The organism is uncultured Tateyamaria sp. (assembly GCF_947497045.1).
Taxonomy (GTDB): Bacteria; Pseudomonadota; Alphaproteobacteria; order Rhodobacterales; family Rhodobacteraceae; genus Tateyamaria.
On the sequence record NZ_CANMEU010000015.1, the window covers coordinates 31,938 to 46,596 of the forward strand.

8 protein-coding genes are annotated in these 14,659 nt (G+C 62.0%); 7 read left to right on the forward strand and 1 reads right to left on the reverse strand.

Annotation, left to right across the window (positions count from 1 at the left end; all coding sequences use genetic code 11):
- Positions 1–61 precede the first annotated feature (61 nt).
- From Q0859_RS19690 to Q0859_RS19720, 7 genes are all read left to right on the forward strand, one after another.
- Positions 62–1,486, forward strand: a complete 1,425-nt coding sequence (locus Q0859_RS19690; RefSeq protein ID WP_299154495.1) for a mannose-1-phosphate guanylyltransferase/mannose-6-phosphate isomerase — start codon at positions 62–64, stop codon at positions 1,484–1,486.
- A 224-nt stretch (positions 1,487–1,710) separates the two neighbouring features.
- Positions 1,711–3,915, forward strand: coding sequence for a 1,4-alpha-glucan branching protein GlgB (gene glgB, locus Q0859_RS19695; RefSeq protein WP_299154498.1), 2,205 nt, complete (start codon positions 1,711–1,713; stop codon positions 3,913–3,915).
- Between the two features lie 24 nt (positions 3,916–3,939).
- The gene (gene glgC, locus Q0859_RS19700) at positions 3,940–5,196 is read left to right on the forward strand and encodes a glucose-1-phosphate adenylyltransferase (RefSeq protein ID WP_299154501.1); all 1,257 of its coding nucleotides are present in this window, start codon (positions 3,940–3,942) and stop codon (positions 5,194–5,196) included.
- Positions 5,193–6,626, forward strand: a complete 1,434-nt coding sequence (gene glgA / locus Q0859_RS19705; protein WP_299154503.1) for a glycogen synthase GlgA — start codon at positions 5,193–5,195, stop codon at positions 6,624–6,626. The genes glgC and glgA overlap by 4 nt, the downstream gene beginning before the upstream one ends.
- Complete coding sequence (glgX, locus tag Q0859_RS19710; protein WP_299154505.1) at positions 6,623–8,698, forward strand: glycogen debranching protein GlgX; 2,076 nt, start codon at positions 6,623–6,625, stop codon at positions 8,696–8,698. The genes glgA and glgX overlap by 4 nt, the downstream gene beginning before the upstream one ends.
- Before the next feature lie 38 nt (positions 8,699–8,736).
- Positions 8,737–10,368: an alpha-D-glucose phosphate-specific phosphoglucomutase gene (locus Q0859_RS19715; RefSeq protein ID WP_299154507.1), complete on the forward strand. Its 1,632-nt coding sequence runs from the start codon at positions 8,737–8,739 to the stop codon at positions 10,366–10,368.
- A 228-nt stretch (positions 10,369–10,596) separates the two neighbouring features.
- Positions 10,597–12,990 (forward strand): glycogen/starch/alpha-glucan phosphorylase, encoded by a 2,394-nt coding sequence (locus Q0859_RS19720; protein ID WP_299154509.1) that lies wholly within the window; start codon positions 10,597–10,599, stop codon positions 12,988–12,990.
- Here the strand turns inward: Q0859_RS19720 and Q0859_RS19725 are convergent.
- On the reverse strand, positions 12,987–14,603 hold the full coding sequence (locus Q0859_RS19725) for an alpha-amylase family glycosyl hydrolase (protein ID WP_299154511.1): 1,617 nt from the start codon (positions 14,601–14,603) through the stop codon (positions 12,987–12,989). The genes Q0859_RS19720 and Q0859_RS19725 overlap by 4 nt on opposite strands.
- Positions 14,604–14,659: the final 56 nt, after the last annotated feature.

Below are 14,659 nucleotides of genomic sequence, written 5' to 3' on the forward strand. Positions count from 1 at the left end.
GCCTTCATCATTCAATACTGCGCGGAGTGCAGCACACCAGATACGGGAAAGCGATTTGCAGATGTCCATTACACCTGTCCTCCTGTGCGGCGGCGCGGGGTCGCGCCTGTGGCCCCTGTCGCGCAAAAGCTATCCCAAACAGTTTGTGCCCCTGCTTGGTGATGAAACACTGTTTCAGGCCTCGGCCAGCCGCCTCCGGTCGTTCGAGGATCCGCTGATCGTAACCGCGTCCGACTTCCGGTTCATCGTGACCGAACAACTGGCCGCCATTGGCATCGACCCCGGTGCCATCCTGCTTGAACCCGAGGGGCGCAACACCGCGCCCGCGGTTCTGGCCGCCGCGCTTTATCTGCACGCGCGTGATCCCGATGCGATCATGCTGGTTTGCCCCTCCGACCATCTGATCCCCGACCCTGCCCAATTTCTTGACGCCGCGCAGGTCGCGCAGGACGTGGCCGAACAAGGGCAGCTCGTGACCTTCGGGATCACACCGACCCATCCCGAAACCGGGTACGGATATCTCGAACTCGCCGAGGCACCCCAAGGCGGCCCCGCGCCCCTGAAACGTTTTGTGGAAAAGCCGGATGCGGCCACGGCAGCGACACTTGTCGCCTCGGGCAAACACATGTGGAACGCCGGAATCTTCATGTTCCGCGCCGCCGCCATCATCAAGGCATTCAAGGCCCATGCCCCCAACCTGATGGACCCGGTATCAGCCGCGCTTGATACGGCAAAGCCCGACCTTGGATTCCTGCGCCTCGCACCCGACCCATGGGGACAGGCCGAAAACATCTCGATCGATTATGCGGTGATGGAACGGGCCGACAACCTGTCGGTCGTGCCCTACACCCACGCGTGGTCGGACTTGGGCGGATGGGAAGCGGTCTGGCGCGAAAGCGCACGCAACGACCGCGGCGTCGCCACCCACGGGAATGCAACAGCCATTGACTGCGACAACGCCCTGTTACGCTCGGAAAGTGACGAGATGGCCCTCGTGGGCATCGGCCTCAGGAACATCGTGGCCGTGGCGATGAACGACGCCGTGCTGGTCGCCGACACCGCGCGCGGGCAGGACGTCAGGCTGGCGGTGCAATCCCTCAAGGCGCAAGGGGCGGTGCAGGCCGAACAGTTCCCCAAGGATCACCGCCCATGGGGCTGGTTCGAAAGCCTCGTGATCGGGAACCGCTTTCAGGTGAAACGGATCGTCGTGCATCCCGGTGCCGCACTCAGCCTGCAAAGCCACCACCACCGCGCCGAACACTGGATCGTTGTCGAAGGCACCGCCAAGGTCACGATAGATAATGAGGTCAAGCTGATCAGCGAAAACCAGTCCGTCTATATCCCGCTCGGGGCGGTGCACCGGATGGAAAACCCCGGCAAGATGCCCATGGTCCTGATCGAAGTGCAGACCGGATCCTATCTGGGTGAGGACGACATCATTCGCTACGAAGACGTCTATGCGCGCGGCGCCGGGGCCAAAGGATAACGCCGCACGCATCGGCGCAAATATCGCGTCAAATCAAAGCCCACTTGCGACATTGACGCCAAAGCGCTTAGTCTGAATGTCCAACGCCCCCGGCAAAACCATGTCCGAGGTTGGAACCTGAAGCCATGCGGGGGTGTTTACCCTTGCCTGTCTCGCAGGCGCACACGATTCCGGCCGGTCTCCGGCACCGCGCGAACCCGTCAGCCAAAAGGTATGCCACACATATGGCCGCACCATCTCACACCGACCCGGGTACGCGCCCCGCCTTCCTGACAGCAAATGACATCTCAGCCTTGAACGCAGGCGACCACCCGGCCCCCTTTGACGTGCTCGGCCCGCACAAAATCAAGAACCGGCGTTGGATCATTGCGCTCAAACCCGGGGCCGTTTCGGTCACCGCCCATGTGGGCAGCAAGGACACCGAGTTGCTGCGTCTGGACGGCGACGTGTTCGCCGCCCCCGTGCCCGGCAAATCCTACACGCTGACAGCACATTATGCGGACGGCACCACCCATATGGCTGGCGACCCTTTCGCCTATGACCCGGTGCTGACCGACTTCGATCAATACCTGGTCGGCGAAGGCACGCATAAGGAACTCTGGCGCGTTCTGGGCGCGCACGTCATGTCCCATCAGGGCACGCATGGCACCCATTTCGCGGTCTGGGCCCCGAACGCGCGCAAGGTCAGCGTGATCGGCGATTTCAACGGATGGGACGGGCGGCAACATCCCATGCGCCGCGCCGGCATCACCGGCGTGTGGGAGACGTTCCTGCCCGGCGTCGGTGACGGTGCGCTTTATAAATACGAGATCACGTCGGATGCGGGCACCGCCCTCAAGGCCGACCCGGTGGGCTTCGGCTCTCAGCATCCGCCAGAAAAGGCATCCATCGTGCGCGACATCACAGGCTATGGCTGGAAGGATGCGGCATGGATGAAATCTCGGGCGGCACGCGCAGATCGTGGCCAGCCCATTTCGATTTACGAGGTGCATCTGGGGTCGTGGCGGCGACGCTATGACGACGGGGGCCGCCCGCTCAGCTACAAGGAACTCGCGCACGATCTGATCGGCTACGTCAAACATATGGGCTTCACCCATATCGAACTCATGCCGGTATCGGAATTCCCCTTTGACGGCTCCTGGGGCTATCAGCCCGTGGGCATCTACGCCCCCACAATCCGCTTTGGCCCCCCCCACGAGTTTCGCGACCTGATCGAGGCGGCCCATGCCAGCGAGATCGGCGTGCTGCTCGACTGGGTGCCGGGGCATTTCCCCACCGACGATCATGGGCTGGCGAAATTCGACGGCACCGCCCTTTATGAACATGCCGACCCGCGCGAGGGCTTTCATCAGGACTGGAACACGCTGATCTACAACTACGGGCGGGTTGAGGTGAAAAACTACCTCGTCGCCAACGCGCTCTACTGGATGGAGGAATATCACCTCGACGGGCTGCGCGTGGATGCGGTCGCCTCGATGCTCTACCGCGACTATTCGCGCAACGATGGGCAATGGGTCCCGAACAAGGACGGGGGGCGCGAGAACTACGAGGCCATCGACTTTCTCAAGGACATGAACGTGGCCGTCTACGGGGCCAATGCAGGCGTGATGACCGTGGCCGAGGAAAGCACCTCCTTTCCCGGTGTGTCGCAACCTGTGCACAGCGGCGGCCTCGGGTTCGGCTACAAATGGAACATGGGGTGGATGAACGACACCCTGCGCTACATGGAAAAGGACCCCGTCTATCGCCAATACGATCATCACCTGATGACCTTCCCCATCGATTGGGCCTTCAGCGAAAATTTCATCCTGCCGATCAGCCACGATGAGGTGGTGCATGGCAAAGGGTCGATGCTGTCCAAAATGCCCGGCAGTGACTGGGAAAAATTCGCAAACCTGCGGGCCTATTACGCCTATATGTGGATGTTTCCGGGCAAAAAGCTGTTGTTCATGGGTTGCGAATTTGCACAACCGGCCGAGTGGAGCCATGACGGCGAACTTGATTGGGGTGCTGCCGAACAGCCCGCCCACAAGGGTGTGCAGAAACTCGTGCAGGACCTCAACGTGCTTTACCGCGCCACCCCTGCCCTCTTTGCTTACGACTGCGAGGCGCGCGGGTTCGGCTGGCTTGGCAACGATCCGGCACAATCGACCATCGCTTTCGCCCGCTTTGGCACGGACGGGGACGCGCCCGTCGTGGTCGTGTGCAACTTTACGCCCATCGAGCGCGTTGGGTTCCAAATCGGCGTCCCGGCGGCAGGGCATTGGGCCGAAGTGCTCAACACTGACGCAAGCAGCTATGGCGGCGGCAATCGGGGCAATCTCGGCGGCGTCACGACATCCACCGACCCACGCGACGGGCAGGATCAGTCGATCACGCTGACGCTGCCACCGCTGTCCGTGATCGTACTGCGCCACACGCAGGAATGAAATTCTTTGGGAGGAGATATTCAGATGAAGACGAAACGCCTAACACAACGCTCCATGGTCTTTGTGCTGGCCGGGGGTCGTGGAAGTCGCCTCAAGGAATTGACAGATCGGCGGGTAAAGCCAGCCGTGCCGTTCGGGGGCAAGGCCCGGATCATCGACTTTGCGCTGTCCAACGCGATGAATTCGGGCATTCGGAAAATGGCCATCGCTACTCAATACAAGGCCCACAGCCTGATCCGGCACGTGCAACGGGGCTGGAATTTCCTCGGGGCCGAGCGCAACGAATTCATCGACGTGCTGCCCGCCTCGCAGCGGGGTGGTACCGAAAGCTGGTACAAGGGCACGGCCGATGCGGTCACCCAGAACATCGATATCGTGGACAGCTACGGCGTGGACTATGTGGTGATCCTGGCGGGCGACCACATCTACAAGATGGACTATGAAATCATGCTGCGTCAGCACGTGGAATCCGCCGCCGATGTGACCGTGGGCTGCCTGACCGTGCCGCGGATGGAGGCGACGGCCTTTGGCGTCATGGCCACCAACAAGGAGGGGCAGATCACCAGCTTTCTTGAGAAGCCCGCCGATCCGCCCGGCACGCCCGAAGACCCCGAAAAGGCGCTCGCCTCGATGGGAATCTATGTGTTTGATTGGACATTCCTGCGCGATCTGCTGCGCAGGGACGCGGAAAACCCCGACTCCTCCAACGATTTCGGTAACGACCTGATCCCCGACATCGTGGCCAACGGCAAGGCAATGGCGCACCGGTTCGACGACAGCTGCGTGCGGGCCGACGAGGCACCGGCCTACTGGAAAGACGTGGGCACGGTCGATGCCTTCTGGCAGGCGCATATCGATCTGACCAACTTCACCCCCGAACTGGACCTGTGGGATCGCGACTGGCCGATCTGGACCTACAATGCCAGCGTGCCACCGGCCAAGTTCATCCACGACGAACGCGACAGACGGGGGATCGCCATCTCGTCCATGGTGTCGGGGGGGTGCATTGTCTCGGGCACCGAAGTCCGCAATTCCGTCCTGTTCACCAATGTGCACACCAACTCCTACGCTGTCCTTGATCATGCGGTGGTCCTACCGGATGTGGTCGTCCACCGCTCGGCCCGGCTGCGGCAGGTGGTGATCGACGGCGGCGTCATCATTCCCGAAGGACTTGTGGTCGGCGAGGACCCGACCGAGGACGCCAAGTGGTTCCGCGTGACCGAACGGGGCACGACCCTGATCACCCAGGCCATGCTTGACACGCGCGCAGCCGCCACATGATCAAGGTCCTGTCCATCACGTCCGAATGCGCCCCCCTGATCAAGACGGGCGGGCTCGCGGATGTGGCCGGGGCCCTGCCCCTCGCGCTGACCCGGCAGGGCTGCGAGATGCGCACGCTGCTGCCTGGTTACCGCGCGATCATGGGCAAGCTCGGGCAGACGAAAAAGGTGGCGACGTTCAGGAACCTGTTCGGCGGCAAGGCAACGCTGCTGGTCTGCTCGGTCGCTGGCCTCGACCTGCTGGTGCTGGACGCGCCGCACCTCTTTGACCGTGACGGCGGGATTTACGTTGATGCGGCGGGGCAGGACTGGCCCGACAACCCCGAACGGTTTGCGGCCCTCAGCTTTGCGGCGGCGCATATTGGGGGGGGTGCGCTCGACTGGACACCGGACATCCTGCATGGCCATGACTGGCAGGCGGGGCTGACGCCGGAATATCTGCACAGCGCGGGCGTGCAGACGCCCTTCGTCTTCACGATCCACAACATCGCATTTCACGGCAATTGCAGCAGCGACAAACTTGGCGATCTGCATCTCGACCAGGCCCGCTTTGACGTGGATCATTTCGAATTCTGGGGCCAGATTTCCGCGCTCAAGGCCGGGCTGATGGGCGCGGCCAAGATCAACACCGTCTCGCGCACCTATGCCGAAGAGTTGCTGACGCCCGAGTTCGGCATGGGGCTGGATGGGGTGCTGGCCCGGCGCAAGGCGGACCTGACGGGCATCGTAAACGGCATCGACACGGCGGCCTGGGACCCTCAAACCGACCCCAACATCAAACCCTTCAAATCCCCCGCGGGCAAAGCCGCCAACAAGAAGGCCCTGCAAAAGACCTTTGGCCTCACCCCTGCTGACGGCCCACTCTGTGTCCTGATCTCACGATTGACCGAGCAAAAGGGCATCGACCTGCTAATCGACGCCCTGCCCACTCTGCTGGAGCGTGGCGGCCAACTCGCCCTGCTTGGCTCGGGCGATCCAAGGCTCGAGGTCTCGCTGCTCGAAGCCGCCGCGCGCCATGACAATGTCGCCGTCAGGATCGGCTATGACGAACCGCTCTCGCATCAGATGGTGGCCGGGGGCGACGCCATCCTCGTGCCCTCACGGTTCGAACCCTGCGGGCTGACGCAGCTTTACGGGCTGCGCTATGGCGCACTGCCGCTGGTGGCGCTGACCGGGGGGCTGGCCGATACGGTCATCAACGCCTCGCCCGCCGCCATGTCCTCAGGGGTCGCAACGGGCATTCAGTTCTTCCCCGTGACCGCCCCGGCGCTGTCGAATGCCTTCACCCGTCTGCATGACCTTTATCGCCAGCCCAAACTCTGGCAACAGATGCAGCGCAATGCGATGAAACAGCAGGTCGGTTGGGAAACGTCCGCCGCCGCCTATCGCGCCATCTACGCACCCCTTGTCGAGGCAGGCAACGCACAGTGAGCAATTTCGGAATTCGGCCCGGCCTTCCGGCCCCGCTTGGGGCCAGTTTCGACGGTGAAGGCGTGAATTTCGCCGTCTACTCGCGCCACGCGACCAAGGTCATCCTATGCCTGTTCGACGACAGCGGTGTGGCCACACAAGAGATCATCCTGCCCGAACGCGAAGGGCACATCTGGCACGGCTACTTCACCGGCATGCGACCGGGCCAGCAATATGGCTACCGGATGGACGGGCCCTACGTGCCGGAGGAAGGGCATCGGTTCAACCCGTTCAAACTGCTAATCGACCCCTATGCCAAGCAGTTGACGGGGCATCCGATCTGGAATGATGCGCTGTTCGGCTATGTACCGGGACACAAGACCAAGGATCGCAGCTTTTCCAAGACCGACAGCGCGCCCTACATGCCGCGCTCGATCGTGGTCGACCCAAGCTTTGACTGGGGCAACACCCCGCGCCCGCATCACAGCTATGAGGACACGGTGATTTACGAGGCCCACGTCAAAGGCATGACGGCCGGGCGCAGCGACGTATCCAATCCGGGGACCTATCTGGCCATGGCCTCCAACCCGGTACTGGAACACCTGACAAATCTTGGAATCACAACGGTCGAATTGCTCCCGGTCCAAGCCTTCCTCAACGAAAAATTCCTGCTGGATCGGGGGCTTACCAACTACTGGGGATACATGACCTACGGGTTCTTTGCGCCCGACCCGCGGTACATGCGTGGGGCCGACATCGCAGAGTTTCAACAGATGGTGGCGCGCTTTCACAGCGCAGGCATCGAAGTGATCCTAGATGTCGTCTACAATCACACCGCCGAAGGGTCCGAACTGGGGCCGACGCTGATGTTTCGCGGTCTCGACAATGCGAGCTACTACCGGCTGGCCGAAAACAAGCGGTTCTATATCGACGATGCGGGCTGCGGCAACACGCTCGATTTCGAAAACCCCGCAGTGATCCGGCTGGTCATGGACAGCTTGCGCTATTGGGTCGATGTCATGCATGTGGACGGGTTCCGCTTTGACCTCTGCTCGGCGCTTGGGCGCACCCGCGAAGGGTTCGACCGCAACGGTCCCTTCTTCCGGGCCATCGGACAGGACCCGGTGCTGAACCGCGTGAAACTGATCGCCGAGCCGTGGGATATCGGGCCCGGCGGCTATCAGCTTGGGGCTTACCCAGCCCCCTTTGCGGAATGGAACGACCAGTACCGCGACGACGTGCGCGCCTTCTGGCGGGGCGATCCAGGCAAGGTGGCGGCGGTGGCCGCGCGGCTGTCAGGCTCCGCACAATTCTTTGACCATGACGGGCGGCACGCCACCTCATCGCTCAACTTCCTGACGGCCCATGACGGGTTCACGCTGCACGACAAGGTCAGCTACAACCAGAAACACAACCTCAACAACGGCGAGGGAAATCGCGACGGGCACTCCGACAACCACAGCGACAACATGGGCATCGAGGGGCCAACAGACGATCCCGACATCCTCGCGGCGCGCACAAGGCGCAAGCGCAACATGATCGCAACGCTGATGCTGTCGCAAGGCACCCCGATGATGCTGGCAGGCGACGAGGTCAGCAATTCGCAAAGGGGCAATAACAACGCCTATTGTCAGGACAACGAAGTAGGTTGGGTGAACTGGCCGGAAAAGGGCGATCCGTTCTTCACCTTCTGCCAGCAGGCCATCGCGTTTCGCCGGATGCACCCGCTGCTGCGCCAGCACCGGTTCCTGCATTCGCGCCAACGGCTGATCGACGGCGAACCCGACCTGTTCTGGCGGAGGCCTGATGGGGAGCCGATGGAACAAGGCGATTGGGACAATCCCGATCTCAAGGTCATCGTGGCGGAAATGCGCATGGCCTCCGGCACACCCGAATATGTGCGGCGCGAGGGCGTGTTGCTTATCGTGCTCAACAGCGGCGATGCGGTCACGATCAATCCACCCGAATTGCCGCAGGGCGATGCGTGGGTGCGCCGCTTTGACACCAGCCAGGACGACGCCATCGCCGTCACACCGGGAATGGAGGTGGCGGCGGATGCGGTCGTCGTCTTCTCGCATGAACAACAGAACTGAGGGGCCGCGCGGGCGGATCAAAGAGGGAGAGTAAGACCATGCCGATGCAAACAGTCAGAACCCACCCAATCGAGGGGCAAAAACCCGGCACCAGCGGGTTGCGCAAGAAAACCGCGATCTTCATGCGACCGCATTTCCTGGAAAACTACGTGCAGGCAACCTTTGACGGGATCGGCGGCGTGGCGGGCAAAACCCTCGTGATTGGGGGCGACGGGCGGTATTTCAACGACCGCGCCATTCAGGTCATTCTGCGCATGGCCGCCGCCAACGAGGCGGCCCGTTGCATCGTCGGTCAGAACGGCATCCTGTCCACACCTGCCGCCTCGAACCTGATCCGCACGCGTGGGGCGAATGGCGGGCTGATCCTGTCGGCCAGCCACAACCCCGGCGGCCCGGACGCGGATTTCGGGCTGAAATATAACGGCGACAACGGCGGGCCAGCCACCGAAAGCGTGACGGATAAAATCTATGAACGGACCCAGAATATCGAGGTCTACCGCATCTGCGCAGCCCAAGACGTCAACATCGCGGATCAGGGCACAACCGACCTTCACGGCATGAAAGTCGAGGTGATCGACCCTATTGCGGATTACGTCACTGCCATGGAAAAACTATTCGATTTCAGCAAGATAAAAGCCCTGTTCGCCCGCGGTTTTACCATGCGGTTCGATGCGATGCACGCGGTCACGGGCCCCTACGCACATGCCATCCTCGAGGACATGCTCGGCGCGCCCAAGGGCACCGTGACCAACGGCATCCCCTCGCCCGACTTCGGTGGCGGGCATCCCGACCCCAACCCGATCTGGGCCAAGGATCTGATGGACACCATGTATGGCAACAACGCGCCCGATTTCGGGGCTGCATCTGATGGCGATGGGGATCGCAACATGATCGTGGGGCGGCACGCCTATGTGACACCCTCCGACAGCCTCGCGCTGCTGGTGGCCAAGGCGCATCTGGCACCGGGCTACAAGGGCGGGCTGGCAGGGGTTGCACGCTCCATGCCGACCTCGCGCGCGGCAGACAGGGTGGCGGCCAGCCTCGGGATCACCTGCTATGAAACGCCCACGGGGTGGAAATTTTTCGGCAACCTGCTCGACGCAGGCAAGGCAACGCTCTGTGGCGAGGAAAGCGCAGGCACGGGATCGGACCATGTGCGCGAAAAGGACGGGTTGTGGGCGGTGCTGCTGTGGCTGAACATCCTCGCCGAAACCGGGCAATCGGTGGCCGAGCTGATGCAGGATCTCTGGGCGACCCACGGGCGGTACTACTACTCGCGGCTGGACTACGAAGACGTGGACAGCGACAAGGCGGGCGCAATGATCAATGCCTTGCGCGACAAGCTCGCCACCCTGCCCGGCACCACCATCAACGGGCTGACCTGCGACATGGCGGATGAATTTGCCTATGACGATCCGGTGGACGGGTCGCGATCAACCCATCAGGGCATCCGGCTGATCCTTGAAAATGACGCGCGGGTGATCTTTCGATTGTCCGGCACCGGCACCGCAGGCGCAACCATCAGGGTCTACCTCGAACAGCTTGAAACCGACCCGGCCCGGCTGGACCTGCCCCCCCAAGACGCGCTGCGCAATGTGCAAACCGCCGCACTCGCCGTCTCGGACCTGATCGCGATGACGGGCCGCACCAACCCCGACGTCGTCACATAAACACAAGGACCATGCCCTTTGCGGCGGCAGGCTTTGCATTTCAACGTATCGCACCCGCCCGCATGCTTCTTTGGCTTTTTAATTGCGCGCAAACGTGGCAACACATCCGTGGCCACGCGCCCGCAGCGCAAGCGACCCTCAGGATGCAGTGGCGGATTTGGAAAACGATACGTTCGCCATGCCGCCCCCGGGCGGGTCTGGCTGACCTGAACAAGGCAACGACGCCAGATGAATGTGATGACAGACCTGTCCGCCGAAGGGCTGCGCGCGCGCATCGCGCAACACCTGACCTATACGCTTGGCAAGGACGCAGCCCACGCCAGCACCTATGACTGGCGCATGGCCGTCAGCTATGCGGTGCGCGACCTGATCGTCGAGCCGTGGTTTGCCGCCACCCGCAAGACGTACCAAGCGCAGGGCAAGCGGGTCTATTACCTCTCGCTCGAATTCCTCATGGGGCGAATGCTTGAGGATGCGATGGTCAATCTGGGCCTGCGCGACACACTGCACGACGTGCTGGCGGACGAAGGTATCGCACTCGATGATCTGATCGAGGATGAACCCGACGCCGCCCTTGGCAATGGGGGTCTGGGGCGGCTGGCAGCCTGTTTTCTGGAAAGCATGTCCACCCTCGCCTGCCCCGCCTATGGCTACGGCATCCGCTATGAACACGGGCTGTTCAGCCAGAAATTCGAAGCAGGCCAACAGGTCGAGTGTCCCGAGGATTGGCTGAACCAGCCCCACCCGTGGGAGTTTGAGCGGCCCGAGGCGCGCTATACCATCCCGTTCAAAGGCAGTGTGCGGATAGACAAGGACACCGCCATCTGGACGCCTGCGGAAACCGTCTATGCCCGCGCTTATGACATGCCCGTGGTGGGCTGGCAGGGCAAATGGGCCAACACGCTGCGGCTCTGGGGGGCGCATCCCACCGACCTCTTTGACCTCGAACGGTTCAACGCGGGCGATCACACCGCCGCCGCCGCACCCGAGGCGCTGGCCCGCACCCTCTCGCGCGTGCTCTACCCCGACGACACCACCGATGGGGGCAAGGAATTGCGGCTGAAACAGGAATATTTCCTGACCTCCGCCGCGCTGCAAGACATCCTGCGCCGGTTCCTCAGCGAATATGACGACCTCACGCTGCTGCCCCACAAGGTCGCGATCCAGATGAACGACACGCACCCGGCCCTCGCCGGGGCCGAGTTGATGCGGCTGCTTGTGGACGTGCACGGGCTTGACTGGGACGTCGCCAAACCGCTCGCCGTGGGCTGCCTCAACTACACCAACCACACCCTGCTGCCCGAGGCACTGGAAACGTGGTTCACATGGCTGATGGGCCGCGTCCTGCCGCGTCACATGCAGATCATCGAACGGATCGACCGCGAACATCGGGCAATGACAGAATGTGCGGACCATCTGCGGATCGTGCACCACGATCAGGTCCACATGGGCACGCTGGCCTTTGTGATGTCGGGGCACGTAAACGGCGTCTCGGCCCTGCACACCGAGTTGATGCAGGAAACCGTCTTTGCCGACCTCGCACGGCTTTATCCCGGACGGATCCTCAACCGCACCAACGGGGTCACGCCCCGGCGGTGGCTGCGGCTGTCCAATCCGGCACTGTCCACCATCCTGACCGACACCATCGGGGCCGGATGGGAGGGCGATCTTGACCAACTGCGCACGCTTGCCGACCATGAAAACGACAGTGCCCTGCGCGACGCCCTGCACGGTGCCAAACGCGCCAACAAGGTCGCCTTTGCGGCCTGGGTGCAGGACCATATGGGGCTGACGCTGAACCCCGACGCCATGTTCGACGTGCAGGTCAAGCGCATCCACGAATACAAACGCCAGTTGATGAACCTCTTTGAAACCATCGCCCGCTGGCAGATGATCCGGGCCAACCCGACCGCAAACTGGACGCCGCGCGTCAAGATCTTCGGGGGCAAAGCCGCACCCGGCTACATGATCGCCAAAGAAATCGTGCATCTTATCAACGATGTCGCAACCACAATCAACAATGATCCCGTCACGGGCGATCTGCTGAAGGTCGTCTATCCCGCCAACTACAACGTTTCCATGGCGCAGCGGATGATCCCGGCGGCGGACCTCTCCGAACAGATTTCGACCGCCGGCAAAGAAGCCTCCGGCACCGGTAACATGAAATTCACCATGAACGGCGCACTGACCATCGGCACGCTCGATGGGGCGAACGTTGAAATCCGCGAACACGTGGGGGCCGACAACTTTTTCCTGTTCGGCATGACGGCTGACGAGGTGCGCACACGTGGCCAACACCGCGACCATGCGCGCCAAGCCATCCTCGCCAGCCAGCCCTTGCAGGACATCCTGCAAATGGTGGTCGAGGGCCGGTTCAACCGCACCAATCCCGACCGCTACCACGGGCTTGTGGCGCGCACATGGGACGATGATCCGTTCTTTGTGACCTCGGATTTCACCAGCTACATGGCCTGTCAGGCCAAGGTCGACACCGCCTTTGCAGACCCCGACGGATGGACACGTACCGCCCTGCGCAATATCGCAGGGTCGGGCTATTTCTCGTCAGACCGGACGATCCGGGAGTACATGGACGGCATCTGGGACACCAAAAGCCTCGGTTAATCCGCGCTCAACGCCAGCGCCCCGCCATGCGACAGATACGCAAACCCATTGCCCGGCAACGCAAGGGTCGCGCCATCAAGCGTTGCGGCATGCGGCCCGGTCAGCTTTGCTGCCCCGTCCAAGGCCACCATCTGCGGCGTCTTTGACAGGTTGAACACGCAAGTCAGCGCCCCCTCCCCTGCCCCACGCGTGAATGCAAGCAACGGCTCGGGCAGATCGTGAAACGCCGTCGCCCCGGTGCGCAGCGCGGGCACGGATTTGCGAAAGGCAATCGCCTCCCTGTAAAACGCCAGAATACCATCCGAGCTCTGCTGATCGACAGCGCGGGCAAGCTGCGGTGCCTTCACTGGCAGCCACGGTTTCGCTTCGGAAAACCCCCCATGGGGCGCGTTCTTTTCCCAGACCATCGGCGTGCGGCAGCCATCGCGGCCCTTGACCGCAGGCCAGAAGCGGATCGCGGGCGGGTCTGTCAGCTCTTCAAAGGTCATTTCAGTCTCTAACTGGCCCAATTCCTCGCCCTGATAGATGCCGATGGTGCCCTCGAACGACATCAACATCGCGCAAGTAAGGCGGGCCATCGCATCGTCGGACACAGCATAGTCCGCCCACCGGCTGACTTGGCGCGCGACATCATGGTTGCTGAACGACCAGTAGGGATGCCCATCAGGCGCGCCCTGCTGGAACCCTTCGATACAGTTGCGAAAGTGCTCGGCCGAGAAATCCGGCCCAAGCATCGCAAAACTGTAGGCCATGTGGAGGCGGGTCGTCCCGGCGGTGTATTCGCCCATGATCTGGATCGATCGGCGGCCCATCTCGCCCACTTCGCCCACCATCATAATGTCGTCATATTGATCGGTCAGCGCGCGCAGCCGCTCAAGAAAGCCCAGATTTTCAGGCCGCGTCTTGTTGTAAATATTGTCCTGCATCCCATAAAGATCGGTCGCCATCACCTGTGGCTTGGACTGCGCAGGCGGGTTCGAGCGCAGCTTTTGATCGTGGAAATAGTAGTTCACGGTATCAAGGCGAAAACCATCCAGCCCCCGATCCAGCCAGAACCTGCAGGTCTCAAGGATCGCGTCGATCACATCCGGATTATGGAAATTCAGATCGGGCTGCGAGGCGAGGAAATTGTGCAGGTAATACTGCCCCCGTTGCGGATCGAACTCCCATGCGGGGCCGCCGAAATGACTGTGCCAATTGGTTGGGGGCGACCCGTCCGGCTTGGGGTCGGCCCACACATACCAGTCCGCCTTGTCATTGGCGCGGTTGGTGCGGGACTGGGCAAACCACTCATGCTTGTCAGAGGTATGGGACAGAACCTGATCCACGATCACCTTCAGGCCCAGATCATGCGCGGTCGCGATCAGTCGGTCGAAATCATCAAGGTCGCCAAACAACGCATCGATGGTCAGATAGTCCGACACATCATAGCCCATGTCGGCCTGCGGTGACTGAAACACCGGGGACAACCAGATGCAGTCCGCCCCCAGTTCGGCGATATGGGGCAGACGGCGGGTGATACCGTTCAGATCGCCCACACCATCCCCGTTGTCGTCCTGATATGAGCGGGGATAGACCTGATAGACAACCGCGTCGCGCCACCATTCCTGCATGAAACTCTCCTTGTTGGTGATGCTTCATATCAGGAGGGGACTGATTGACAAATCCG